Raw genomic sequence first — 21,950 nt, forward strand, 5'->3', positions numbered from 1 at the left:
GGAAACTGACATGCAACTCAATGTAAATGACGCTCAGGCGATCGAAGTTTCCGAACTGACTTTCGGTGGCGAATTCAACGAGACGCTGGTACACCAAGCAGTCGTGGCCTACATGGCCGGCGGCCGTCAGGGCACCAAGCAGCAGAAGACCCGTTCCGACGTGGCTGGTGGCGGTAAGCGCCCATGGCGTCAGAAGGGTACTGGCCGTGCTCGTGCTGGTACCACTCGTGGTCCGATCTGGCGTGGCGGTGGTGTAACCTTCGCAGCTCGCCCTCAAGATCACTCGCAGAAGCTCAACAAGAAGATGTATCGCGCAGCCCTGCGCTCCATCCTCGCTGAGCTGGTGCGTAGCGACCGTCTGGTCGTGGTTCAGGACTTCGCTGTTGAAGCACCGAAAACCAAAGATCTGCTGAACAAGCTGAACGGCATGGGTCTGAACGACGTACTGATCGTTTCCGACGCTGTTGATCAGAACCTGTACCTGGCTGCTCGCAACCTGCCGCACGTCGACGTACGTGACGTACAAGGTTCCGACCCGGTCAGTCTGATCGCATACGAGAAAGTGTTGATCACTGTCTCGGCCGTGAAGAAATTCGAGGAGCTGCTGGGATGAACCAGGAACGCGTATTCAAAGTCCTCCTTGGCCCGCACGTTTCCGAGAAGGCTACCGTTCTGGCTGAGAAAAAAGGCCAGTTCGTATTCAAGGTTGCTACCGATGCAACCAAGCTGGAAATCAAGAAAGCTGTCGAAGGCCTGTTCAACGTAAAAGTTGAAAACGTGTCGACTGTTAACGTTCTGGGTAAAACCAAGCGTACCGCACGTGGTCTGGGCAAGCGTAATGACTGGAAGAAGGCGATCGTCTCCCTTCAGCCAGGCCAAGATCTCGATTTCAGCAGCAGTGCTGAGTAAGGAAGGGGTGCATCATGGCAATCGTTAAATGCAAACCGACTTCCCCTGGCCGCCGTTTCGTGGTCAAGGTGGTCAACCAGGAGCTGCACAAAGGCGCTCCTCACGCACCGCTGATCGAGAAGAAATCGAAGTCTGGTGGTCGTAACAACAATGGCCGCATCACCACTCGTCACGTTGGTGGTGGTCATAAGCAGCATTACCGTCTGGTCGACTTCCGTCGCAACGACAAAGATGGCATCCCAGCCACTGTCGAGCGTATCGAATACGACCCGAACCGTACTGCTCACATCGCCCTGCTGTGCTACGCAGACGGTGAGCGTCGCTACATCATCGCCCCTAAAGGCGTGAGCGCTGGCGACCAGCTGATCGCAGGTGCCCTGGCCCCAATCAAGGCCGGTAACTCCCTGCAGCTGCGCAACATCCCAGTAGGTAGCACCATTCACGGCATCGAACTGAAGCCGGGTAAAGGTGCTCAGATCGCTCGTTCCGCTGGTGCTTCGGCTCAGCTGATCGCTCGTGAAGGCGTCTACGTGACTCTGCGTCTGCGTTCCGGTGAGATGCGTAAAGTACTGGCTGAGTGCCGTGCGACCCTGGGCGAAGTCTCGAACTCCGAGCACAGCCTGCGTTCGCTGGGTAAAGCTGGTGCCAAACGCTGGCGCGGCGTTCGCCCAACCGTTCGTGGTGTTGCCATGAACCCGGTTGACCACCCACATGGTGGTGGTGAAGGTCGTACCTCCGGTGGTCGTCATCCGGTATCGCCATGGGGCTTCCCAACCAAGGGTGCGAAGACCCGTGGTAATAAGCGTACCGACAACATGATCGTCCGTCGTCGCAAGTAACTAGAGGGATACGACAGTGCCACGTTCTCTGAAAAAAGGTCCTTTTATCGATCTTCACCTGCTGAAGAAGGTCGAAGTGGCGGTGGAGAAGAACGATCGCAAGCCAGTTAAAACCTGGTCGCGCCGTTCGATGATCCTGCCACAAATGGTCGGTCTGACCATCGCGGTACACAACGGTCGTCAACATGTCCCAGTTCTGGTGAACGAAGACATGGTCGGCCACAAACTGGGCGAGTTCGCCGGTACCCGCACCTATCGCGGGCACGTGGCTGACAAGAAAGCCAAGCGTTAAGGGGTAAGGAAATGGAAGTAGCCGCTAAGTTGTCGGGCGCTCGCATCTCCGCCCAGAAAGCCCGCTTGGTCGCCGACCAGATCCGCGGGAAGAAGGTGGGCGAAGCGCTCAACCTGTTGGCCTTCAGCAGCAAAAAAGCCGCTGAAATCATGAAGAAAGTCCTCGAGTCGGCCGTTGCCAACGCCGAACACAACGAAGGCGCAGACGTTGATGACCTGAAGGTCTCCACCGTCTTCGTCAACGAAGGGCGTTCGCTGAAGCGCATCATGCCACGTGCCAAAGGCCGTGCTGATCGCATCGTCAAGCGGTCTTGCCATATCACTGTCAAGGTTGCGGACAAGTAACGGAGTCGATCAGATGGGTCAGAAAGTACATCCCACTGGCATTCGCCTGGGAATCGTCAAGGAGCACACCTCCGTCTGGTACGCAGACGGTGCTACTTACGCAGATTACCTGTTGAAGGATCTGAAAACGCGTGAGTACCTCCAGGACAAACTAAAAAGCGCGTCCGTAAGCCGTATCGATATTCATCGTCCGGCTCAAACTGCACGCATCACCATCCACACCGCTCGTCCCGGTATCGTTATCGGTAAGAAAGGTGAAGATGTCGAGAAGCTGCGTCAGGACCTGACCAAGCAGATGGGTGTGCCTGTGCACATCAACATCGAAGAGATCCGCAAGCCGGAACTCGACGCTATGCTGGTTGCGCAGAGCGTAGCTCAGCAGCTGGAACGCCGCGTAATGTTCCGTCGCGCCATGAAGCGCGCCGTACAGAACGCCATGCGTATTGGTGCCAAGGGCATCAAGATCCAGGTGAGCGGTCGTCTCGGCGGTGCTGAGATTGCTCGTACCGAGTGGTATCGCGAAGGTCGTGTGCCTCTGCACACCCTGCGTGCCGATATCGACTACAACACCTACGAAGCTCACACCACTTACGGTGTGATCGGTGTGAAGGTTTGGATCTTCAAAGGCGAAGTTATTGGTGGTCGCCAAGAAGAACTGAAACCACAAGCACCAGCGCCTCGTAAAAAAGCTGCTAAGTAAGGGGTACGCCAAATGTTGCAACCAAAGCGTACAAAATTCCGCAAGCAGATGACTGGCCACAACCGTGGTCTGGCACTGCGCGGTAGCAAAGTCAGCTTCGGCGAATTCGCCCTGAAAGCTGTTGCTCGCGGTCGCCTCACCGCTCGCCAGATCGAGTCCGCACGTCGTGCGCTGACCCGTCACGTAAAACGTGGCGGTAAGATCTGGATCCGTGTGTTCCCGGACAAGCCGATCTCCAAGAAGCCTCTCGAGGTTCGTATGGGTAAAGGTAAGGGTTCCGTGGAATACTGGGTTGCCCAGATTCAGCCAGGCAAGGTCCTGTATGAAATCGAGGGTGTTTCTGAAGAGCTGGCGCGCGAAGCTTTCGCCCTGGCTGCTGCAAAGCTGCCTCTCGCCACCTCCTTTGTTAAGCGGACGGTGATGTGATGAAAGCGAATGAACTTCGTGAAAAATCGGCACAGCAACTGAATGAGCAACTGCTCGGCTTGCTGCGCGACCAGTTCAATCTGCGTATGCAGAAAGCAACTGGCCAGTTGGGGCAGTCGCACCTGCTCTCGCAAGTTAAGCGTGACATCGCTCGCGTGAAAACTGTGCTCAACCAGCAGGCAGGTAAGTGATCATGGCTGAAGCTGAAAAAACCGTCCGTACGCTGACTGGCCGTGTCGTCAGCGACAAAATGGACAAGACCATCACCGTTCTGATCGAGCGTCGCGTAAAGCACCCGATCTACGGTAAATACGTTAAGCGTTCGACTAAGCTGCACGCGCACGACGAAGCCAACCAGTGCAAGATCGGCGACAAGGTTTCCATCCGTGAAACCCGTCCGCTGGCCAAGACCAAGTCCTGGGCACTGGTTGAAGTCCTCGAACGCGCTGTTGAAGTCTAAGGGCTAGGGGTCGGAGAAATTTTATGATTCAGACTCAATCCATGCTCGATGTGGCCGATAACAGCGGCGCTCGTCGCGTCATGTGCATCAAGGTGCTCGGCGGTTCGCACCGCCGTTACGCCGGCATCGGTGACATCATCAAGGTAACCGTCAAGGAAGCAATTCCGCGCGGTAAGGTCAAGAAAGGCCAAGTGATGACTGCTGTTGTCGTGCGCACCCGTCACGGTGTTCGTCGCGCTGACGGTTCCATCATTCGTTTCGACGGCAACGCTGCTGTTCTGCTGAACAACAAGCAAGAGCCGATCGGCACTCGCATCTTCGGGCCAGTGACCCGTGAACTTCGTACTGAGAAGTTCATGAAGATCGTCTCGCTCGCCCCTGAAGTGCTGTAAGGAGATCCGACATGCAAAAGATTCGTCGTGACGACGAGATCATCGTGATCGCCGGCAAAGACAAAGGTAAGCGCGGTAAGGTGCTGAAGGTTCTGGCTGATGACCGTCTGGTCGTTGGTGGTGTGAACCTGGTCAAGCGTCATACCAAGCCTAACCCGATGGCGGGCGTACAGGGCGGTATCGTCGAAAAAGAAGCGCCTCTGCACGCTTCCAACGTTGCCATCTTCAACGGCGAAACCAACAAGGCTGACCGCGTTGGTTTCAAAGTAGAAGACGGTAAAAAAATTCGTGTCTTCAAGTCGACCCAAAAAGCGGTTGATGCTTGAACACTGCTAGGTAGAAGACCATGGCACGACTGAAAGAGATTTACCGGAACGAAATCGCTCCTAAGCTTAAGGAAGAACTTAAGCTGTCGAACGTGATGGAAGTTCCGCGCGTTACCAAGATCACCCTGAACATGGGTCTGGGCGAAGCGATCGGCGACAAGAAAGTCATCGAGCACGCTGTTGCCGACCTGGAAAAGATCACCGGTCAAAAGCCGGTCGTGACTTTCGCTCGTAAATCCATCGCGGGCTTCAAAGTCCGTGAAGGCTGGCCGATCGGTGTCAAGGTGACCCTGCGTCGCGACAAGATGTACGAATTCCTGGACCGCCTGCTGGCGATCTCCCTGCCTCGGGTTCGCGACTTCCGCGGCCTGAATGCCAAGTCCTTCGATGGCCGTGGCAACTACAGCATGGGCGTGAAAGAGCAGATCATCTTCCCGGAAATCGACTACGACAAGATCGATGCTCTGCGCGGTTTGGACATCACCCTGACCACCACTGCTCGTTCGGACGACGAAGGCCGCGCTCTGCTGCGTGCTTTCAAGTTCCCGTTCCGCAACTGATTGGAGTAGGAAAATGGCCAAGAAGAGCATGAAAAACCGCGAGCTGAAGCGTCAGCTCACGGTAGCCAAGTACGCCAAAAAGCGTGCCGAGCTGAAAGCGACCATCGTCAACCTGAACGCCTCTCCTGAAGAGCGTTTCGCTGCCGTTGTCGCCCTGCAGAAGCAGCCACGTGATGCCTCCGCTTCGCGTCTGCGCAACCGTTGCCGCCTGACCGGTCGTCCTCACGGTGTATACCGTAAGTTCGGCCTGGGCCGTAACATGCTGCGTCAAGCTGCAATGCGCGGTGACGTACCAGGTCTGGTCAAGGCCTCCTGGTAATCGCTGCAGGCTGGATCCCGGCGGAAGGGGAGCAATCTTCCGACCGCCGGTGACCTCGCCAACAAACAAGCCCCTATATGGGGCTTGTTTCGTTTCTACCTTGTGTCTAGAATGACCGGCTCACCTGAGCCTGGGTTTTTTGCCCTGTCCGCTCGGGTGGTTGTGATAGCCGCAAGGCTAATAATTCTTGTATCAGGAGCATCTAGCCCATGAGTATGCAGGACCCGTTAGCGGACATGCTAACTCGCATCCGTAATGCCCAGATGGCTGAAAAGTCCGTCGTAAGCATGCCTTCCTCCACCCTGAAGGTCGCGGTTGCCAAAGTTCTGAAAGACGAAGGTTACATCGCCGGCTACCAGGTAACTGGTGAGGCCAAGCCTTCCCTGTCGATCGAACTGAAGTACTTCGAAGGCCGTCCGGTCATCGAGGAACTGAAGCGCTCCAGCCGTCCAGGCCTGCGCCAGTACAAGTCCGTCGCAGAGCTGCCGAAAGTACGTGGCGGTCTGGGCGTGTCTATCGTCTCCACCAACAAAGGTGTGATGACTGATCGCGCTGCACGCGCTGCCGGTGTCGGCGGCGAAGTTCTGTGCACAGTGTTCTAAGGGGAGATAGGCATGTCTCGCGTCGCTAAGAACCCCGTTAAGCTGCCAGCAGGCGTCGAAGTCAAATTCGCCGGCCAGCAGCTTTCGGTGAAGGGTGCCAAAGGCACTCTCGAACTGAACGTTCACTCGTCTGTTGAAGTTACCGAAGAGTCTGGCGAGCTGCGTTTCGTCGCTCGCAACGGTGACCAGCAAGCTCGCGCCATGGCCGGTACCACCCGCGCTCTGGTGAACAACATGGTCCAGGGCGTAAGCCAAGGCTTCGAGCGCAAGCTCCAGCTGGTCGGTGTTGGTTACAAGGCACAGGCCAAGGGCACCGTCCTGAACCTGGCCCTGGGCTTCTCGCACCCAGTGGACTACGAACTGCCAGCCGGTATCACCGCTGAAACCCCAAGCCAGACCGACATCCTGATCAAGGGTATCGACAAGCAGCTGGTGGGTCAGGTGGCCGCTGAAATCCGCGACTTCCGTCCGCCAGAGCCTTACAAAGGCAAGGGTGTGCGTTACGCGGACGAAGTAGTCCGTCGTAAAGAAGCCAAGAAGAAGTAGGGCCTAGCAAATGACCGACAAAAAAGTTACTCGACTGCGTCGCGCTCGCAAAGCACGTCTCAAGATGCACGAACTCGAAGTCGTGCGCCTGTGCGTGTTCCGCTCCTCGCAGCACATCTACGCCCAGGTCATTTCGGCCGACGGCAGCAAGGTTCTGGCAAGCGCCTCGACCTTGGACAAAGAACTGCGTGATGGCGCCACTGGCAACATCGACGCGGCCACTAAGGTTGGCAAGCTGGTAGCTGAGCGTGCGAAAGCCGCCGGTGTATCTCAAGTTGCCTTTGACCGTTCCGGCTTCAAGTACCATGGCCGCGTCAAAGCGCTGGCTGATGCTGCTCGTGAAGGCGGGCTGGAGTTCTAAGTTATGGCAAATAACGATCAAAAGCGCGACGAAGGCTACATCGAGAAGCTGGTTCAAGTTAACCGCGTTGCCAAAACCGTAAAAGGCGGCCGTATCTTCACCTTCACCGCGCTGACCGTGGTAGGTGATGGTAAGGGCCGTGTTGGCTTCGGCCGTGGCAAGTCGCGCGAAGTACCAGCCGCGATCCAGAAAGCCATGGAAGCTGCTCGCCGCAACATGATCCAGGTTGACCTGAAGGGCACCACCCTGCAGTACGCCACCAAGGCTGCCCACGGCGCCTCGAAGGTTTACATGCAGCCTGCCTCGGAAGGTACCGGTATCATCGCCGGTGGCGCAATGCGTGCTGTCCTGGAAGTTGCTGGTGTTCAGAACGTTCTGGCCAAGTGCTACGGTTCGACCAACCCGGTGAACGTGGTTTACGCCACCTTCAAGGGTCTGAAAGCCATGCAATCTCCTGAATCCATTGCTGCCAAGCGCGGCAAGAGCGTCGAGGAGATCTTCTGATCATGGCAACCGTAAAAGTAACGCTGATCAAGAGCGTCTCGGGCCGTCTGCCTAACCACAAGCTGTGCGTTAAGGGCCTGGGTCTGCGTCGCATCGGTCACACTGTAGAAGTCCAGGATACTCCCGAAAACCGCGGGATGATCAACAAGGCTTACTACATGCTGAAGGTCGAGGGTTAATCGATGAAACTCAATGATCTGAGTCCAGCGCCGGGTTCCCGTCGCGAGAAGCATCGTCCAGGTCGTGGTATCGGTAGCGGTCTGGGTAAGACCGGCGGCCGTGGCCACAAAGGTCAGACTTCCCGTTCGGGTGGATCGATCGCTCCTGGCTTCGAAGGCGGTCAACAGCCGCTGCACCGTCGTCTGCCGAAGTTCGGCTTCGTTTCCCTGAAAGCCATGGACCGCGCCGAAGTGCGTCTGTCCGAGCTGGCCAAGGTGGAAGGCGACGTGATCTCCGTGCAATCCCTGAAGGATGCCAACGTGATCGGCCAGAACGTACAGCGCGTGAAAATCATGCTGTCTGGCGAAGTCACTCGCGCAGTCACCATCAAGGGTATCGCAGCCACCAAGGGTGCGCGTGCGGCTATCGAAGCAGCTGGCGGCAAGTTCGAGGAATAAATGGCTAAGCAAGGTGCTCTCTCTTCGCTCGGTAAGGGCGGGATGTCGGAACTCTGGGCTCGTCTGCGCTTTCTGTTCATGGCGATCATCGTCTATCGGATAGGTGCGCATATCCCGGTTCCTGGCATCAATCCAGACCGTCTGGCGGATCTGTTTCGGCAGAATGAGGGGACCATTCTTAGCTTGTTCAACATGTTTTCCGGTGGCGCGCTCGAGCGCATGAGCATCTTTGCACTGGGGATCATGCCGTACATCTCGGCATCGATCATCATGCAGCTGATGACGGCGGTCAGCCCGCAACTGGAGCAGTTGAAGAAGGAAGGTGAAGCTGGCCGTCGCAAGATCAGCCAGTACACCCGCTACGGCACCGTTATCCTGGCACTGGTTCAAGCCATTGGCATGTCCATTGGCCTGGCCAACCAGGGCGTGGCGTTTTCTGTAGGCCTGGGCTTCCATGTCGTCGCCGTCTCCACCTTCGTGGCGGGCGCGATGTTCATGATGTGGCTGGGCGAGCAGATCACCGAGCGCGGTGTGGGCAACGGTATCTCGATGTTGATCTTCGCGGGTATCGTTGCCGGTCTTCCGAGAGCAATCGGGCAGTCTTTCGAGTCTGCACGCACAGGCGATATCAACATTTTCGCCCTGGTCGCTATCGGTTTGCTGGCAGTAGCGATTATCGGCTTCGTGGTGTTCATTGAGCGTGGTCAGCGTCGTATCGCCGTTCACTACGCCAAGCGTCAGCAGGGCCGCAAGGTCTTCGCTGCGCAGACCAGCCACTTGCCGCTGAAGGTGAACATGGCGGGGGTTATCCCGGCCATTTTCGCGAGCAGCATTCTGCTGTTCCCGGCTTCGCTGGGTGCCTGGTTCGGTCAGTCCGAAGGTATGGGCTGGCTGCAGGACATCTCGCAGTCGATCGCTCCTGGTCAGCCGTTGAACATTCTGCTGTTTAGTGCAGGGATCATTTTCTTCTGCTTCTTCTACACAGCGCTGATGTTCAACCCGAAAGACGTAGCGGAAAACCTGAAGAAGTCCGGTGCCTTTATTCCGGGTATCCGTCCTGGTGAGCAGTCGGCACGCTACATTGATGGCGTTCTGACCCGTCTGACCATGTTCGGTGCTCTTTACATGATGGCCGTCTGCCTTCTGCCCCAGTTCCTGGTGGTGGCAGCAAATGTGCCGTTCTACCTTGGCGGGACCTCGTTGCTGATTGTGGTAGTGGTTGTGATGGACTTCATGTCCCAAGTACAATCGCACCTCGTTTCGCACCAGTACGAATCCCTGATGAAGAAAGCCAACCTGAAAGGCTACGGTGGCAGCGGTCTGCTGCGCTGATACGCCCCTAAGGTTCGAGGAGTCGGTAATGAAAGTTCGTGCATCGGTGAAAAAGCTGTGCCGTAACTGCAAGATCATCCGTCGCGAAGGCGTCGTACGAGTGATCTGCAGCGCGGAACCGCGTCACAAACAGCGCCAAGGCTGAGTGTGATCTGCGCTTCAAACCCAGCAGCTAGTGTGCTGCTGGGTTGATTATTCGTTTCTACAGCGATATTATCTCGCGCCCTATTTCTTGGCTTCCGGGGCGTAGGTAGCTGTCAATTGGAGTCCCACTGAATGGCCCGTATTGCAGGCGTCAACATTCCAGATAACAAGCATGCTGTTATCTCGCTGACCTACATCTATGGTGTCGGTCGCACAACTGCACAGAAGATCTGTGCAGACGCTGGTGTAAACCCAGCCGCTAAGATCAAGGATCTGAGCGACGAGCAAATCGAAACCCTGCGTGGCGAAGTCGCGAAGTTCACCACCGAAGGTGACCTGCGTCGTGACATCAACATGAAGATCAAGCGCTTGATGGACCTGGGTTGCTACCGCGGCCTGCGTCATCGTAAAGGTCTGCCGGTTCGCGGTCAGCGCACCAAGACCAACGCACGCACCCGTAAGGGCCCGCGTAAGCCGATCCGCAAGTAATCGCCCAGGAATATAGACATGGCAAAACCTGCTGCTCGTCCTCGTAAGAAAGTCAAAAAGACAGTGGTTGATGGCATCGCCCACATCCATGCCTCTTTCAACAACACCATCGTGACCATCACCGACCGTCAGGGCAACGCTTTGTCCTGGGCGACCTCCGGTGGTTCGGGTTTCCGTGGTTCGCGCAAATCCACCCCGTTCGCAGCCCAGATCGCTGCTGAGCGTGCTGGTCAAGCTGCGCTGGAATACGGTCTGAAGAACCTCGACGTAAACGTCAAGGGTCCAGGTCCAGGTCGTGAGTCCGCCGTTCGTGCACTGAACAGCTGCGGCTACAAGATCGCCAGCATCACCGACGTGACGCCAATCCCGCACAACGGGTGCCGTCCGCCGAAGAAGCGTCGCGTGTAATCAGGAGACAGATAAATGGCACGTTACATTGGTCCAAAATGCAAACTGTCTCGTCGTGAAGGCACTGACCTGTTCCTGAAGAGCGGCGTTCGCGCTCTGGAATCGAAGTGCAACATCGAAGCAGCCCCAGGTATCCACGGCCAGCGCCGTGGCCGTCAGTCCGACTACGGTACCCAGCTGCGCGAGAAGCAAAAAGTTCGTCGTATCTACGGTGTTCTGGAGCGTCAGTTCCGCGGTTACTACCAGGCTGCAGCCTCGAAAAAAGGCGCAACCGGTGAGAACCTGCTGCAACTGCTCGAGTGCCGTCTGGATAACGTCGTCTACCGTATGGGCTTCGGCTCGACTCGTTCCGAGTCCCGTCAGCTGGTTTCGCACAAAGCGATCAGCGTCAACGGTAAGACTGTAAACATTCCATCCTACCAAGTTCGTCCGGGTGACGTGGTCGCGGTTCGCGAGAAGTCGCTGAACCAGCTGCGCATTGTTCAAGCCCTTGAACTGTGCGCCCAGCGTGGCCGCGTTGAGTGGGTTGACGTGGATGCTGCTAAAAAGTCGGGCGTTTTCAAGAACGTTCCTGCTCGCAGCGACCTGTCTGCCGACATCAACGAGAACCTGATTGTCGAGCTCTACTCCAAGTAAGGGCTAGAAAATAGGTGCATCCATGCAGATTTCGGTAAATGAGTTCCTGACTCCCCGCCACATTGATGTGCAGGTAGTCAGTCCGACCCGCGCTAAGATTACGCTCGAGCCTCTCGAGCGTGGTTTCGGCCATACCCTGGGCAACGCGCTGCGCCGCATCCTGTTGTCCTCCATGCCTGGCTGTGCAGTAGTCGAGGCCGAGATCGACGGCGTACTCCACGAGTACTCCGCGATCGAAGGTGTTCAGGAAGACGTCATTGAAATCCTGTTGAACCTGAAAGGCCTGGCTATCAAACTGCACGGTCGTGACGAAGTTACGCTGACCTTGTCGAAAAAGGGTTCGGGGGTGGTTACCGCTGCCGATATTCAGCTGGATCACGATGTCGAGATCGTCAACCCCGATCACGTAATCGCGAACCTGGCGTCGAACGGCGCCCTGAACATGAAGCTCACTGTAGCTCGTGGTCGTGGTTACGAGCCGGCCGACTCCCGTCAAACCGACGAAGACGAAAGCCGTAGCATTGGCCGTCTGCAGTTGGACGCTTCGTTCAGCCCGGTGCGTCGTATCGCCTATGTGGTCGAGAACGCCCGTGTTGAACAGCGTACCAACCTGGACAAGCTGGTCATTGATCTGGAAACCAACGGCACCCTGGACCCTGAAGAGGCTATCCGCCGCGCTGCGACCATCCTGCAACAGCAGCTGGCCGCGTTCGTCGACCTCAAAGGTGACAGCGAGCCTGTCGTAGTCGAGCAGGAAGACGAGATCGATCCGATCCTGCTGCGTCCGGTTGACGACCTGGAACTGACTGTACGTTCGGCCAACTGCCTCAAGGCGGAGAACATCTACTACATCGGCGACCTGATTCAGCGTACCGAAGTAGAGCTGTTGAAGACTCCTAACCTGGGCAAGAAGTCCCTGACTGAAATCAAGGACGTCCTGGCCTCTCGTGGTCTGTCTCTCGGCATGCGCCTCGACAACTGGCCGCCTGCAAGTCTTAAGAAAGACGACAAGGCGACCGCCTGATCGTCGTAATCACCGAACGTAGTGTTTGGTAAGGAATGAATCATGCGTCATCGTAAAAGTGGACGTCACCTGAGCCGTACCAGCTCTCACCGCAAGGCTATGTTCCAGAACATGGCAGTGTCGCTGATCGAGCACGAGCTGATCAAAACCACCCTGCCGAAAGCCAAGGAACTGCGCCGCGTTGCCGAGCCGCTGATTACCCTGGCCAAGGAAGACAGCGTAGCTAACCGCCGTCTGGCCTTCGATCGTACCCGTTCGAAGTCCGCTGTTGGCAAGCTGTTCAACGACCTGGGCAAGCGTTACGCCACCCGTCAGGGCGGCTACCTGCGCATCCTGAAGTGCGGTTTCCGCGCTGGCGACAACGCTCCTATGGCGTACGTCGAGCTGGTTGATCGTCCGGTCGGCGGTGCTGTAGAAGCTGCTGAGTAAGACGTTCTGTCTGCTACAAAGAACCGGGCCTAGTGCCCGGTTTTTTGTTTCAAGATGTATTGTTTATTTCTATTGATGCAAGTCATGTAATGCATTTGTTCTTGTAACCTTGCTCGTCAATACTCTCTCCAGAGCCGATTAGCCGGCGCTTGAAGACCGATAAGGAGAGCCCATGAGCAAGATTCTCACCACCGCCAGCGGTGCACCTGTAGCAGACAACCAGAATTCCCGTTCCGCCGGCCCGCGCGGCCCGCTGCTGCTCGACGACTTCCACCTGATCGAGAAGCTCGCCCACTTCAACCGCGAGAACATTCCTGAGCGCCGCGTACACGCAAAAGGCTCGGGCGCCTACGGCACCTTTACCGTCACCCGCGATATCACCGATTACACCAGTGCCAAGTTGTTTGAACAGGTTGGCAAGCAGACCGAAACCTTCCTGCGCTTCTCCACCGTTGGTGGTGAGCGTGGCTCCGCTGATACCGAGCGCGATCCCCGTGGTTTTGCCGTCAAGTTCTACACCGAGGAAGGCAACTGGGACATCGTCGGCAACAACACGCCGGTGTTCTTCATCCGCGATCCACTGAAGTTTCCGGACTTTATCCACACCCAGAAGCGTCACCCACAATCCAACTTGAAGAACGCTCAGATGATGTGGGACTTCTGGTCGCACTCTCCCGAGGCGCTGCATCAGGTCACCATTCTGTTCTCCGATCGTGGCATTCCGGACGGCTACCGCCACATGCACGGCTTCGGTAGCCATACCTACAGCCTGATCAATACCAAGGGTGAACGCACCTGGGTCAAATGGCACTTCAAGACCCAGCAAGGCATCAAGAACCTCGCACCGGCAGATGCCGCGCGCCTGGCAGGTACTGACCCGGACTACGCCCAGCGCGACCTGTTCGAAGCCATCGAGCGGGGCGATTACCCACGCTGGACCGTGTGCATCCAGGTGATGAGCGAAGCCGATGCTGCCAGCCGCGACGAAAACCCCTTCGACGTGACCAAGACCTGGTCGCAGAAGGACTACCCGCTGATTGAAGTGGGCGTGCTGGAGCTCAACCGTAACCCGCTCAACTACTTTGCCGAGGTCGAGCAGGCTGCGTTTGGCCCAAGCAACATGGTACCGGGTGTTGGCCTGTCGCCGGACCGCATGCTGCAAGGGCGGGTATTCGCCTACGCCGACGCGCATCGCTACCGGGTGGGTACCAACCACCAGCAGCTGCCGGTGAATGCACCACGCTGCCCGGTCAACAGCTACCAGCGTGATGGTTCCATGGCCGCTGGCAGTTACGGCAGCGCGCCGAACTATGAGCCCAACAGCTACAGCGATGCACCGAAGCAGTCGCCACGCCACGCCGAGCCTGCACTGGCCCTGAATGGTTCCGCAGACCGTTACGACCACCGCGAAGACACCGACTACTACAGCCACGCCGGCGCGCTGTTCCGCCTGATGAACGATGAGCAGAAAGCCCTGCTGATAAACAACATTGCCGGCACCATGGCAGGCGTCAGCGAAGACGTGATCCAGCGTCAGTTGCAATACTTCTTCAAGGCCGATCCTGCCTATGGCGAAGGGGTTGCCAAGGCCTTGGGCATCAATCTCGCCTAAGTCGAAGTGATAAGAAGAACCGCCCTCATTTGGGCGGTTTTTCAATGAATATCACTACTGTTTAACCGATTTTTTGCTTCTAATTGCGCGGTTTTCAGTGACCGCAGGCAAAAGCTGGTTCACACTATGTGGCATAGACGTTTTCACATGGAGAAGCAGGGCGATGCAAGGTCACCCGGACGTAATCAACTACCTCGTTACGCTGCTGAAGGGCGAACTGGCGGCGCGTGACCAGTACTTCATTCACTCGCGTATGTACGAAGACTGGGGCCTGTCCAAGCTCTACGAGCGCATCAACCACGAAATGGAAGAAGAGACGCAGCACGCAGATGCCCTGATGCGTCGCATCCTCATGCTCGAAGGCACCCCTGACATGCGCGCGGACGACCTGGAAGTGGGCAGCACCGTGCCGGAAATGATCGAGGCTGACCTCAAGCTCGAGTACAAGGTACGCGGCGCGCTGTGCAAAGGCATCGAGCTGTGCGAGCTGCACAAGGACTACATCAGCCGCGACATCCTGCGCGCTCAGTTGGCTGATACCGAAGAAGATCACACCTACTGGCTGGAGAAGCAGCAGGGGCTGATCAAGGCCATTGGCCTGGAGAATTACCTGCAGTCGCAGATGTAAAAGCCTGGGCTGCTTTGCAGCCCTATCGCGACACAAGGCCGCTCCTACATTTGAACGCGTCAATCCAGAGATTACGCGATCGCCTGTAGGAGCGGCCTTGTGTCGCGAAAGGGGCGCAAAGCGCCCCCAGGGCCTTACGCCCGATCCCGCTCCAGCAACGGTTTCAGGTAGTGCCCGGTATACGACTGTTTCATCGTACTCAGTTCTTCTGGCGTACCGCAGGCAATGATCTGCCCACCTTTCGAGCCACCCTCCGGCCCCAGATCCACCAGCCAGTCCGCGGTCTTGATCACATCCAGGTTGTGCTCGATCACCACCACGGTATTGCCGTGGTCGCGCAGGCGATGCAGCACGTCCAGCAACTGCTGGATATCGGCAAAGTGCAGGCCCGTGGTTGGCTCATCGAGGATGTACAGGGTCTTGCCGGTGTCACGCTTGGACAGTTCGCGCGATAGCTTGACTCGCTGGGCCTCACCACCCGACAGGGTGGTCGCCGACTGCCCCAGCTTGATGTACGACAGCCCCACATCCATCAACGTCTGCAGCTTGCGCGCCAGCGCCGGCACTGCGTCGAAGAACTCGCGGGCATCCTCGATGGTCATCTCCAGCACCTCGTGGATGTTCTTGCCCTTGTACTTGATCTCCAGGGTTTCGCGGTTGTAGCGCTTGCTCTTGCACACGTCGCACGGCACGTAGATGTCCGGCAGGAAGTGCATCTCCACCTTGATCAGGCCATCGCCCTGGCAGGCCTCGCAACGGCCCCCCTTGACGTTGAACGAGAAACGCCCCGGACCATAGCCGCGCGAACGCGATTCCGGCACACCGGAGAACAGCTCGCGGATCGGCGTGAAGATGCCGGTGTAGGTCGCCGGGTTCGAGCGAGGAGTGCGGCCGATCGGGCTCTGGTCGATATCCACCACCTTGTCCAGGTGCTGCAGGCCATCCATGCTGGCATGCGGCGCCGCTTCCAGGCTGCTTGCGCCATTCAGGGCGGTGGCGGCCAGTGGGAACAGGGTGTTGTTGATCAGCGTCGACTTGCCCGAGCCGGACACCCCGGTCACGCAGGTCAGCAGGCCGATCGGGACTTCCAGGTCGACGTTTTGCAGGTTGTTGCCACGCGCGCCCTTGAGCTTGAGTTGCAGCTTCTTGTTGCGCGGCGTGCGCTTGGCCGGCACGACGATCTTCTTGCGCCCGGACAGGTACTTGCCGGTCAGCGAGTCGGGGTGGGCCATGACCTCCTGCGGCGAGCCCTCGGCGACGATCTGCCCACCGTGCACGCCGGCTCCCGGGCCGATGTCCACCACGTAGTCGGCCAGGCGGATGGCGTCCTCGTCGTGTTCCACCACGATCACCGTGTTGCCCAGGTCGCGCAGGTGGTTGAGGGTGGCCAGCAGGCGGTCATTGTCACGCTGATGAAGGCCGATGGACGGCTCATCGAGGATGTACATCACTCCCACCAGGCCAGCGCCGATCTGGCTGGCCAGGCGGATACGCTGCGCTTCGCCACCGGACAGGGTATCGGCGCTGCGGTCCAGGGTGAGATAGTCGAGACCGACGTTGACCAGGAACTGCAGGCGCTCGCAGATTTCCTTGAGGATCTTCGCCGCAATCTCGCCACGGCGACCGGTCAGGGTCAGCTCGCCGAAATAGTTGCTGGCTTCACCGATCGGCAGATTGGTCACCGCCGGCAGGGTTTTTTCGCCCACCCACACGTGCCGTGCCTCACGGCGCAGGCGGGTGCCGCGGCAATCCGGGCAGGGCTGGGTGCCGAGGAACTTGGCCAGTTCTTCGCGCACGGTGGCCGACTCGGTCTCGCGGTAGCGACGCTCCAGGTTCGGCACGATGCCTTCGAACGGGTGCGAGCGCTTGACGATGTCGCCACGGTCGTTGAGGTACTTGAAGTCGACGCTCTGCTTGCCGCTGCCCTGAAGGATCACCTTCTGGTGCTCGGCCGAAAGCTGGCCGAATGGTTCCTCCAGGCTGAAGCCGTAATGCGCGGCCAGCGAGCCGAGCATCTGGAAGTAGTACACGTTGCGCCGGTCCCAGCCGCGGATTGCGCCTTCGGCCAAGGTGAGCTCGGCATTGACCAGGCGCTTGGTGTCGAAGAACTGCTTCACCCCCAGGCCATCGCAGGTCGGGCAGGCGCCGGCGGGGTTGTTGAAGGAGAACAGCTTCGGCTCCAGCTCGCTGATGGCATGACCACAGACCGGGCAGGCGAAACGCGCGGAGAAGATCGTCTCTTCGCCTTGTTCGTCATCCATCGGTGCCACCAGGGCGATGCCGTCGGCCAGCTTTAGCGCGGTCTCGAACGACTCGGCCAGGCGTTGTTGCAGGTCGGCGCGGACCTTGAAACGGTCCACCACCACATCGATGCTGTGTTTTTTCTGCTTGTCCAGCTTGGGCAGTTCGTCGAGTTCGTAGAGCTTGCCGTTTACCCGGGCGCGCACAAAGCCCTGGGCGCGCAGCTCGTCGAACACTGCCAGGTGCTCGCCCTTGCGCTCGCGCACCACCGGCGCCAGCAGCATCAGCTTGCTGCCTTCCGGGCGCTCCAGCACCAGGTCGACCATCTGGCTGATCGTTTGCGCCTCCAGCGGGATATCGTGATCCGGGCAGCGTGGGGTGCCGACGCGGGCGTACAGCAGGCGCAGATAGTCGTAGATTTCGGTGATGGTGCCGACCGTGGAGCGGGGGTTGTGCGAGGTCGACTTCTGCTCGATGGAAATGGCTGGCGACAGGCCCTCGATGGTATCGACGTCGGGCTTTTCCATCATCGACAGGAACTGCCGGGCGTAGGCCGACAGCGATTCCACATAGCGGCGCTGGCCTTCGGCGTACAGGGTGTCGAACGCCAGGGACGACTTGCCGGAACCGGACAGGCCGGTGATCACGATCAGCTTGTCCCGGGGCAGGGTCAGGTCGATGTTCTTCAGGTTGTGGGTACGTGCCCCACGAATCAGGATCTTGTCCACTGCGGCCTCGCTCGGCGGGCATAAACAAGGAAGTATACGGCGCGCTGCCAGTACGCGGCAAAGCGTCGCGTAGATGCCGTCAAGCTGTCGGACTGATAGAATCGCCGCCGGTTCACACGAGATTAATCCATGCACGACACCCACAACGAACGCATGAGTGGCAGCGAAACCCGCGCCGCTGGCGGCCTGGCCCTGGTCTTTGCCTTTCGTATGCTGGGCATGTTCATGGTCTTGCCGGTGCTGGCCACCTACGGGATGGACCTGGCCGGTGCCACGCCTGCTCTGATCGGCCTGGCCATTGGTGCCTATGGCCTGACGCAGGCCGTATTGCAGATCCCGTTCGGGATGATTTCCGATCGCATCGGCCGCCGGCCGGTGATTTACCTGGGGTTGGTCATCTTTGCCCTGGGTAGTGTATTGGCGGCCCAGGCCGACTCCATCTGGGGAGTGATCGCCGGGCGTATCCTGCAGGGCGCCGGGGCGATTTCCGCTGCGGTCATGGCGCTGCTGTCCGACCTCACGCGCGAGCAGCACCGGACCAAGGCCATGGCCATGATCGGCATGAGCATCGGCCTGTCGTTTGCTGTCGCCATGGTCGTTGGCCCATTGCTGACTCGTGCCTTTGGCTTGTCAGGATTGTTCCTCGCCACGGCAGGACTTGCCCTGGTAGGCATCCTGCTGATCGCCTTTGTGGTGCCCAATACCCACAGCATCCTGCAGCACCGTGAGTCGGGTGTGGCGCGCCAGGCCATCGGCCCGACCCTGCGCCATCCGGACCTTCTGCGCCTGGATGTGGGCATCTTCATCCTCCATGCCATCCTCATGGCCAGCTTCGTCGCATTGCCACTGGCCTTTGTCGAGCGCGGCGGCCTGCCGAAGGAGCAGCACTGGTGGGTGTACCTGACTGCGTTGTTCATCTCATTTTTTGCAATGGTCCCGTTCATCATCTATGGCGAAAAAAAGCGCAAGATGAAACGCGTGCTGGCCGGGGCGGTCAGTGTGTTGCTGCTGGTGGAGGTGTTCTTCTGGCAGTGGGCTGACGGTTTGCGCGGACTGGTGATCGGCACCGTGGTATTCTTTACTGCATTCAACCTGCTGGAGGCATCGCTGCCTTCGCTGGTGAGCAAGGTGTCGCCTGCAGGTGGCAAGGGGACGGCAATGGGGGTCTACTCCACCAGCCAGTTCCTCGGCGCTGCCCTGGGAGGAATCCTTGGTGGCTGGTTGTTCCAGCACGGCGGGCTGAACATGGTGTTCCTCGGTTGTGCGGTACTGTGTGCCATCTGGTTGGTCGTCGCCTTGCGCATGAACGAGCCGCCCTATGTGACCAGCCTGCGCATGCCGCTGACGCCAGAGGCAGTCCGGGAAGCCGGCCTGACCGAGCGCCTGATGGCTGTGCCAGGTGTGACCGACGCCGTCGTGGTGGCGGAAGAAGCCGCCATCTATATCAAACTGGATACGAAAATTTTGGACCGTACGACCCTCGAGCGCCTGGTGAACCCGGCCTCTTCGGCGTGCGAAGCCTAGGAGAACGTTATGGCCCGTGGGGTTAACAAAGTCATTCTGGTCGGCACCTGTGGCCAGGATCCCGAAGTCCGCTACCTGCCCAACGGTAACGCCGTGACCAACCTGAGCCTGGCTACCAGCGAGCAGTGGACCGACAAGCAGTCGGGCCAGAAGGTCGAGCGTACCGAGTGGCACCGTGTGTCGCTGTTCGGCAAGGTTGCCGAAATCGCCGGCGAATACCTGCGCAAGGGTTCGCAGTGCTACATCGAAGGCAAGCTGCAGACTCGCGAGTGGGAAAAAGACGGCATCAAGCGTTACACCACCGAGATCATCGTCGACATCAACGGCACCATGCAGCTGCTCGGCGGTCGTCCGCAGGGCCAGCAGCAGGGCGGTGACCCGTACAACCAGGGTGGCGGCAACTACGGTGGCGGCCAGCAGCAGTACAACCAGGCCCCGCCACGTCAACAGGCCCAGCGCCCGCAACAGGCCCCTCAGCGCCCGGCACCGCAGCAGCCAGCCCCGCAGCCGGCGGCTGACTTCGACAGCTTCGATGACGATATTCCGTTCTGATCAGAGCGGTTTAGCGTCTAGCAGGGCCAGAAACCCAGGGCAGAGTTGCCCTGGGTTTTTTCATTTGTGGGGAATGCCAGAAGAGAAGGTGAGGGCTGCCAGGTGCTCAATCTCCCGGCGAGCACATCACCGGTTGCTAATTTTCAGCATTTGGTGATGAAGCTTTTTCATGGGCAATGGCACGTACCCTGTGGGAGCGGGCAAGCCCGCGAAGCAGGCGACGCGATGGATGGCACCGGCTACGCCGGTGTTCGCGGGCATGCCCGCTCCCACAGGTTGCGTGGGTTTCTGCTACGGCGCAATCCTGTGAGGGCGGGTGCAGCCAGCCAGCGCTTCAATAAAACAACCGCGGCTCCGGCGAGTCCAGCAAGCTGACCAGCTTGGTCAGGGCAAAGCCCAGTTCCTGGCGGCTGGGGGCCATCAGGGCGATGCGCACGCCGCAGCTGGCGTGGCTGCGTTCTGGCAGGAACTGGCTGCCACTGACTACCGTGACGCCGTTGTTACGCGCCAAGTTGGCGAATTCGTCGCTGGTCCACGGCTCGGGCAACTCCAGCCAGATGTGGAAGCTGTTGGGCTGGCTGCGGATCTTGTACTTGCCAAGGATCTCCCGGGCCATTTGCTGGCGCGCGGCCGCCTCCTCCTGTTGTTCCCGCACCAGCTGGTCGGCCATGCCGCTGTTGATCAGGTTGCTGGCCAGTTGCGCCATCAACGGTGATGGCATCCAGACGCTGCTGCGTACCATCGACGAAAGCCGCGAGAGGGTTTGCGGTGGGGCATACAGGTAACCGATGCGCAGTGCCGGCAGCACACTTTTGGACAGGCTGGTGAGGTACACCGAGCGTTCGGGCGCATACGCCGCCAGTGGCTGGTAATCCGGTGCGGGTTCAAGGAAGCCGTAGATATCGTCATCGACGATGAACAGGTCGAACTCGCGGGCGATCTCTGCGATGGCCTGGCGCCGTGCGTGGGGCATGATCGAGTTGGTGGGGTTCTGGTGGGTGGTGACACACACCAACAGGGAAGGGCGATGCTCCAGGCAGGCCGCGCGCAATGCCTCGGGAATCAGGCCATGCTCGTCCATGGCCACGCCACGCAGGCGGCGGCCCATGCTGTGGGCCAGGGAGATGATCCCTGGGTAGCAGAACGACTCGCACAGCACCACATCGTCGCTCTTCGACAGGCTGCTGATGGCCACCAGCAGGCCGTGCTGGGCCCCTGAGGTAAGCACCACCTGCTGCCAGCGCGCCTCGGGCAGCCAGCGCTGGATCCAGGCGGCACCGGCCTGCTTGTGGGTCGCATGGCCGCCATCAGTGACGTAGTCGAGTACCTGCGCCAGGTCGGGCGACGCGGCCAGCTCGTTTATGGCTCCGCGCAGCCAGTCGGTCATGTGGGCATCGTTGGGCTTGATGATCGACAGGTCGATCTGGCCGCTCTCACGTTCGGTGGCCACGGGCTTCGGCCGTGCGACCGGGGCAGGAGGAGAGCTTTGCAACTGCCGTTGCTGCAGCACGAAGGTGCCGCGGCCGACTTCGCCTACCACCAGGCCGCGCTTGGCAGCTTCGTCGTAAGCGCGCCCGATGGTGCCGGGGGTCACGTTCAGGGACTCGGCCAGGTCCTTGAGTGTCGGCAAACGTTCGCCAGCCACCAGCCGGCCACTGCCAATGTCTTGCTCCAAGGCGTCGGCAATCATCAGGTAGACCGGCTGCGCCAGGTCGCTGTAGTGAGGAACCCACATAGAAATGGCACCAGAATCTGCGAGAACGCGGAAGCCTAGCACGAAAGGTCTGATGGAAGTAATTGTGTTTTCGTACGAGTAAATTGCCTTGATTGAGTCGCTTGAGGTTGTCGTGCATTCGTATCGAACGCCCGCTGTCACAAGGCGATCCCTTCGCCGGCTGTCCTCCGTATCTCGTGATGGCAGATGGAAACCTTTTGAAATCAATGAGTTGATTGAATCGATTCAATCCTGCGGCTTTATGCGGTCGGAAATGAATTGAATCGACTCT

General features: G+C 58.8%; 32 protein-coding genes. 30 read left to right on the top strand and 2 right to left on the bottom strand.

Annotated elements, in window-relative coordinates:
- Nucleotides 1-10: 10 nt before the first annotated feature.
- The 28 genes from rplD (at nt 11) to bfr (ending at nt 14,899) form a co-directional block, all read left to right on the top strand.
- On the top strand, nt 11-613 hold the full coding sequence (gene rplD, locus CAG44_RS24305; RefSeq protein ID WP_008089819.1) for a 50S ribosomal protein L4: 603 nt from the start codon (nt 11-13) through the stop codon (nt 611-613).
- Nucleotides 610-909, top strand: a complete 300-nt coding sequence (gene rplW / locus CAG44_RS24310) for a 50S ribosomal protein L23 (protein WP_003255484.1) — start codon at nt 610-612, stop codon at nt 907-909. The genes rplD and rplW overlap by 4 nt, the downstream gene beginning before the upstream one ends.
- Before the next feature lie 14 nt (nt 910-923).
- Nucleotides 924-1,748, top strand: a complete 825-nt coding sequence (gene rplB / locus CAG44_RS24315; protein ID WP_015268750.1) for a 50S ribosomal protein L2 — start codon at nt 924-926, stop codon at nt 1,746-1,748.
- 16 nt (nt 1,749-1,764) lie between these two features.
- Nucleotides 1,765-2,040 (top strand): 30S ribosomal protein S19, encoded by a 276-nt coding sequence (gene rpsS, locus CAG44_RS24320; RefSeq protein ID WP_003255482.1) that lies wholly within the window; start codon nt 1,765-1,767, stop codon nt 2,038-2,040.
- Between the two features lie 11 nt (nt 2,041-2,051).
- Nucleotides 2,052-2,384 (top strand): 50S ribosomal protein L22, encoded by a 333-nt coding sequence (gene rplV, locus CAG44_RS24325; protein WP_003103908.1) that lies wholly within the window; start codon nt 2,052-2,054, stop codon nt 2,382-2,384.
- A 13-nt stretch (nt 2,385-2,397) separates the two neighbouring features.
- Nucleotides 2,398-3,084, top strand: a complete 687-nt coding sequence (rpsC, locus tag CAG44_RS24330) for a 30S ribosomal protein S3 (protein ID WP_003255481.1) — start codon at nt 2,398-2,400, stop codon at nt 3,082-3,084.
- A 12-nt stretch (nt 3,085-3,096) separates the two neighbouring features.
- Complete coding sequence (gene rplP / locus CAG44_RS24335) at nt 3,097-3,510, top strand: 50S ribosomal protein L16 (protein ID WP_003255479.1); 414 nt, start codon at nt 3,097-3,099, stop codon at nt 3,508-3,510.
- Entirely contained in the window at nt 3,510-3,701 is a 192-nt protein-coding gene (gene rpmC, locus CAG44_RS24340; RefSeq protein WP_002555481.1) for a 50S ribosomal protein L29, read from the top strand. Before rplP ends, rpmC begins: the two co-directional genes overlap by 1 nt.
- A gap of 2 nt (nt 3,702-3,703) precedes the next feature.
- Nucleotides 3,704-3,970: a 30S ribosomal protein S17 gene (gene rpsQ / locus CAG44_RS24345; protein WP_003255478.1), complete on the top strand. Its 267-nt coding sequence runs from the start codon at nt 3,704-3,706 to the stop codon at nt 3,968-3,970.
- Between the two features lie 23 nt (nt 3,971-3,993).
- Complete coding sequence (gene rplN, locus CAG44_RS24350) at nt 3,994-4,362, top strand: 50S ribosomal protein L14 (protein ID WP_002555479.1); 369 nt, start codon at nt 3,994-3,996, stop codon at nt 4,360-4,362.
- An 11-nt stretch (nt 4,363-4,373) separates the two neighbouring features.
- Nucleotides 4,374-4,688 (top strand): 50S ribosomal protein L24, encoded by a 315-nt coding sequence (gene rplX, locus CAG44_RS24355; RefSeq protein WP_016715319.1) that lies wholly within the window; start codon nt 4,374-4,376, stop codon nt 4,686-4,688.
- A 20-nt stretch (nt 4,689-4,708) separates the two neighbouring features.
- Nucleotides 4,709-5,248, top strand: coding sequence for a 50S ribosomal protein L5 (gene rplE / locus CAG44_RS24360; RefSeq protein WP_003257095.1), 540 nt, complete (start codon nt 4,709-4,711; stop codon nt 5,246-5,248).
- A 13-nt stretch (nt 5,249-5,261) separates the two neighbouring features.
- Entirely contained in the window at nt 5,262-5,567 is a 306-nt protein-coding gene (gene rpsN, locus CAG44_RS24365) for a 30S ribosomal protein S14 (RefSeq protein WP_013970638.1), read from the top strand.
- A gap of 209 nt (nt 5,568-5,776) precedes the next feature.
- Nucleotides 5,777-6,169, top strand: coding sequence for a 30S ribosomal protein S8 (gene rpsH, locus CAG44_RS24370; RefSeq protein WP_009681971.1), 393 nt, complete (start codon nt 5,777-5,779; stop codon nt 6,167-6,169).
- Nucleotides 6,170-6,181: 12 nt separating this feature from the next.
- The gene (rplF, locus tag CAG44_RS24375) at nt 6,182-6,715 is read left to right on the top strand and encodes a 50S ribosomal protein L6 (protein ID WP_009681972.1); all 534 of its coding nucleotides are present in this window, start codon (nt 6,182-6,184) and stop codon (nt 6,713-6,715) included.
- 10 nt (nt 6,716-6,725) lie between these two features.
- Nucleotides 6,726-7,076 (top strand): 50S ribosomal protein L18, encoded by a 351-nt coding sequence (rplR, locus tag CAG44_RS24380; RefSeq protein ID WP_009397496.1) that lies wholly within the window; start codon nt 6,726-6,728, stop codon nt 7,074-7,076.
- A 3-nt stretch (nt 7,077-7,079) separates the two neighbouring features.
- On the top strand, nt 7,080-7,580 hold the full coding sequence (gene rpsE, locus CAG44_RS24385; RefSeq protein WP_003255465.1) for a 30S ribosomal protein S5: 501 nt from the start codon (nt 7,080-7,082) through the stop codon (nt 7,578-7,580).
- Nucleotides 7,581-7,582: 2 nt separating this feature from the next.
- Nucleotides 7,583-7,759, top strand: coding sequence for a 50S ribosomal protein L30 (gene rpmD, locus CAG44_RS24390; RefSeq protein WP_003255463.1), 177 nt, complete (start codon nt 7,583-7,585; stop codon nt 7,757-7,759).
- 3 nt (nt 7,760-7,762) lie between these two features.
- Nucleotides 7,763-8,197, top strand: a complete 435-nt coding sequence (gene rplO / locus CAG44_RS24395) for a 50S ribosomal protein L15 (RefSeq protein ID WP_003257107.1) — start codon at nt 7,763-7,765, stop codon at nt 8,195-8,197.
- Complete coding sequence (secY, locus tag CAG44_RS24400; protein ID WP_003257108.1) at nt 8,198-9,529, top strand: preprotein translocase subunit SecY; 1,332 nt, start codon at nt 8,198-8,200, stop codon at nt 9,527-9,529.
- 28 nt (nt 9,530-9,557) lie between these two features.
- A complete protein-coding gene (rpmJ, locus tag CAG44_RS24405) occupies nt 9,558-9,674 on the top strand; it encodes a 50S ribosomal protein L36 (RefSeq protein ID WP_002555468.1) in 117 nt (38 codons plus the stop codon).
- Nucleotides 9,675-9,805: 131 nt separating this feature from the next.
- On the top strand, nt 9,806-10,162 hold the full coding sequence (rpsM, locus tag CAG44_RS24410) for a 30S ribosomal protein S13 (protein ID WP_003257112.1): 357 nt from the start codon (nt 9,806-9,808) through the stop codon (nt 10,160-10,162).
- 18 nt (nt 10,163-10,180) lie between these two features.
- Complete coding sequence (gene rpsK / locus CAG44_RS24415; RefSeq protein WP_003255454.1) at nt 10,181-10,570, top strand: 30S ribosomal protein S11; 390 nt, start codon at nt 10,181-10,183, stop codon at nt 10,568-10,570.
- 15 nt (nt 10,571-10,585) lie between these two features.
- The gene (rpsD, locus tag CAG44_RS24420; protein WP_003257114.1) at nt 10,586-11,206 is read left to right on the top strand and encodes a 30S ribosomal protein S4; all 621 of its coding nucleotides are present in this window, start codon (nt 10,586-10,588) and stop codon (nt 11,204-11,206) included.
- Nucleotides 11,207-11,228: 22 nt separating this feature from the next.
- The gene (rpoA, locus tag CAG44_RS24425) at nt 11,229-12,230 is read left to right on the top strand and encodes a DNA-directed RNA polymerase subunit alpha (RefSeq protein ID WP_003255452.1); all 1,002 of its coding nucleotides are present in this window, start codon (nt 11,229-11,231) and stop codon (nt 12,228-12,230) included.
- 42 nt (nt 12,231-12,272) lie between these two features.
- Nucleotides 12,273-12,659, top strand: a complete 387-nt coding sequence (gene rplQ / locus CAG44_RS24430; protein ID WP_003255451.1) for a 50S ribosomal protein L17 — start codon at nt 12,273-12,275, stop codon at nt 12,657-12,659.
- Between the two features lie 172 nt (nt 12,660-12,831).
- Complete coding sequence (locus CAG44_RS24435) at nt 12,832-14,271, top strand: catalase (protein WP_085693136.1); 1,440 nt, start codon at nt 12,832-12,834, stop codon at nt 14,269-14,271.
- 163 nt (nt 14,272-14,434) lie between these two features.
- The gene (bfr, locus tag CAG44_RS24440) at nt 14,435-14,899 is read left to right on the top strand and encodes a bacterioferritin (protein ID WP_003257116.1); all 465 of its coding nucleotides are present in this window, start codon (nt 14,435-14,437) and stop codon (nt 14,897-14,899) included.
- Nucleotides 14,900-15,033: 134 nt separating this feature from the next.
- On the opposite strand, the gene uvrA is transcribed toward bfr, so the two are convergent.
- Nucleotides 15,034-17,868, bottom strand: a complete 2,835-nt coding sequence (uvrA, locus tag CAG44_RS24445) for an excinuclease ABC subunit UvrA (protein WP_075044431.1) — start codon at nt 17,866-17,868, stop codon at nt 15,034-15,036.
- Between the two features lie 129 nt (nt 17,869-17,997).
- Here uvrA and CAG44_RS24450 point away from each other — a divergent pair, with 129 nt between their 5' ends.
- Nucleotides 17,998-19,392 carry an MFS transporter gene (locus CAG44_RS24450; protein WP_025337493.1) on the top strand — a complete coding sequence of 465 codons (1,395 nt, stop codon included), beginning with the start codon at nt 17,998-18,000 and terminating at the stop codon, nt 19,390-19,392.
- Nucleotides 19,393-19,401: 9 nt separating this feature from the next.
- Nucleotides 19,402-19,944 carry a single-stranded DNA-binding protein gene (locus CAG44_RS24455; protein ID WP_021783897.1) on the top strand — a complete coding sequence of 181 codons (543 nt, stop codon included), beginning with the start codon at nt 19,402-19,404 and terminating at the stop codon, nt 19,942-19,944.
- Between the two features lie 334 nt (nt 19,945-20,278).
- Here CAG44_RS24455 and CAG44_RS24460 read toward each other — a convergent pair whose 3' ends face one another.
- Complete coding sequence (locus CAG44_RS24460; protein ID WP_085693137.1) at nt 20,279-21,679, bottom strand: PLP-dependent aminotransferase family protein; 1,401 nt, start codon at nt 21,677-21,679, stop codon at nt 20,279-20,281.
- Nucleotides 21,680-21,950 lie beyond the last annotated feature (271 nt).

The sequence above is a fragment of the Pseudomonas sp. B13(2017) genome (genome assembly GCF_002113245.1).
Lineage (GTDB): Bacteria > Pseudomonadota > Gammaproteobacteria > Pseudomonadales > Pseudomonadaceae > Aquipseudomonas > Aquipseudomonas putida_Z.

Excerpts from the sequence above, each read along its gene's own strand:
- rplD (WP_008089819.1), top strand. The coding sequence starts at position 11 with ATGCAACTCAATGTAAATGACGCTCAGGCGATCGAAGTTTCCGAACTG.
- rplW (WP_003255484.1), top strand. The coding sequence starts at position 610 with ATGAACCAGGAACGCGTATTCAAAGTCCTCCTTGGCCCGCACGTTTCC.
- rplB (WP_015268750.1), top strand. The coding sequence starts at position 924 with ATGGCAATCGTTAAATGCAAACCGACTTCCCCTGGCCGCCGTTTCGTG.
- rplV (WP_003103908.1), top strand. The coding sequence starts at position 2,052 with ATGGAAGTAGCCGCTAAGTTGTCGGGCGCTCGCATCTCCGCCCAGAAA.
- rpsC (WP_003255481.1), top strand. The coding sequence starts at position 2,398 with ATGGGTCAGAAAGTACATCCCACTGGCATTCGCCTGGGAATCGTCAAG.
- rplP (WP_003255479.1), top strand. The coding sequence starts at position 3,097 with ATGTTGCAACCAAAGCGTACAAAATTCCGCAAGCAGATGACTGGCCAC.
- rpmC (WP_002555481.1), top strand. The coding sequence starts at position 3,510 with ATGAAAGCGAATGAACTTCGTGAAAAATCGGCACAGCAACTGAATGAG.
- rpsQ (WP_003255478.1), top strand. The coding sequence starts at position 3,704 with ATGGCTGAAGCTGAAAAAACCGTCCGTACGCTGACTGGCCGTGTCGTC.
- rplN (WP_002555479.1), top strand. The coding sequence starts at position 3,994 with ATGATTCAGACTCAATCCATGCTCGATGTGGCCGATAACAGCGGCGCT.
- rplX (WP_016715319.1), top strand. The coding sequence starts at position 4,374 with ATGCAAAAGATTCGTCGTGACGACGAGATCATCGTGATCGCCGGCAAA.
- rplE (WP_003257095.1), top strand. The coding sequence starts at position 4,709 with ATGGCACGACTGAAAGAGATTTACCGGAACGAAATCGCTCCTAAGCTT.
- rpsN (WP_013970638.1), top strand. The coding sequence starts at position 5,262 with ATGGCCAAGAAGAGCATGAAAAACCGCGAGCTGAAGCGTCAGCTCACG.
- rpsH (WP_009681971.1), top strand. The coding sequence starts at position 5,777 with ATGAGTATGCAGGACCCGTTAGCGGACATGCTAACTCGCATCCGTAAT.
- rplF (WP_009681972.1), top strand. The coding sequence starts at position 6,182 with ATGTCTCGCGTCGCTAAGAACCCCGTTAAGCTGCCAGCAGGCGTCGAA.
- rplR (WP_009397496.1), top strand. The coding sequence starts at position 6,726 with ATGACCGACAAAAAAGTTACTCGACTGCGTCGCGCTCGCAAAGCACGT.
- rpsE (WP_003255465.1), top strand. The coding sequence starts at position 7,080 with ATGGCAAATAACGATCAAAAGCGCGACGAAGGCTACATCGAGAAGCTG.
- rpmD (WP_003255463.1), top strand. The coding sequence starts at position 7,583 with ATGGCAACCGTAAAAGTAACGCTGATCAAGAGCGTCTCGGGCCGTCTG.
- rplO (WP_003257107.1), top strand. The coding sequence starts at position 7,763 with ATGAAACTCAATGATCTGAGTCCAGCGCCGGGTTCCCGTCGCGAGAAG.
- secY (WP_003257108.1), top strand. The coding sequence starts at position 8,198 with ATGGCTAAGCAAGGTGCTCTCTCTTCGCTCGGTAAGGGCGGGATGTCG.
- rpmJ (WP_002555468.1), top strand. The coding sequence starts at position 9,558 with ATGAAAGTTCGTGCATCGGTGAAAAAGCTGTGCCGTAACTGCAAGATC.
- rpsM (WP_003257112.1), top strand. The coding sequence starts at position 9,806 with ATGGCCCGTATTGCAGGCGTCAACATTCCAGATAACAAGCATGCTGTT.
- rpsK (WP_003255454.1), top strand. The coding sequence starts at position 10,181 with ATGGCAAAACCTGCTGCTCGTCCTCGTAAGAAAGTCAAAAAGACAGTG.
- rpsD (WP_003257114.1), top strand. The coding sequence starts at position 10,586 with ATGGCACGTTACATTGGTCCAAAATGCAAACTGTCTCGTCGTGAAGGC.
- rpoA (WP_003255452.1), top strand. The coding sequence starts at position 11,229 with ATGCAGATTTCGGTAAATGAGTTCCTGACTCCCCGCCACATTGATGTG.
- rplQ (WP_003255451.1), top strand. The coding sequence starts at position 12,273 with ATGCGTCATCGTAAAAGTGGACGTCACCTGAGCCGTACCAGCTCTCAC.
- CAG44_RS24435 (WP_085693136.1), top strand. The coding sequence starts at position 12,832 with ATGAGCAAGATTCTCACCACCGCCAGCGGTGCACCTGTAGCAGACAAC.
- bfr (WP_003257116.1), top strand. The coding sequence starts at position 14,435 with ATGCAAGGTCACCCGGACGTAATCAACTACCTCGTTACGCTGCTGAAG.
- CAG44_RS24450 (WP_025337493.1), top strand. The coding sequence starts at position 17,998 with ATGCACGACACCCACAACGAACGCATGAGTGGCAGCGAAACCCGCGCC.
- CAG44_RS24455 (WP_021783897.1), top strand. The coding sequence starts at position 19,402 with ATGGCCCGTGGGGTTAACAAAGTCATTCTGGTCGGCACCTGTGGCCAG.
- CAG44_RS24460 (WP_085693137.1), bottom strand. The coding sequence starts at position 21,679 with ATGTGGGTTCCTCACTACAGCGACCTGGCGCAGCCGGTCTACCTGATG.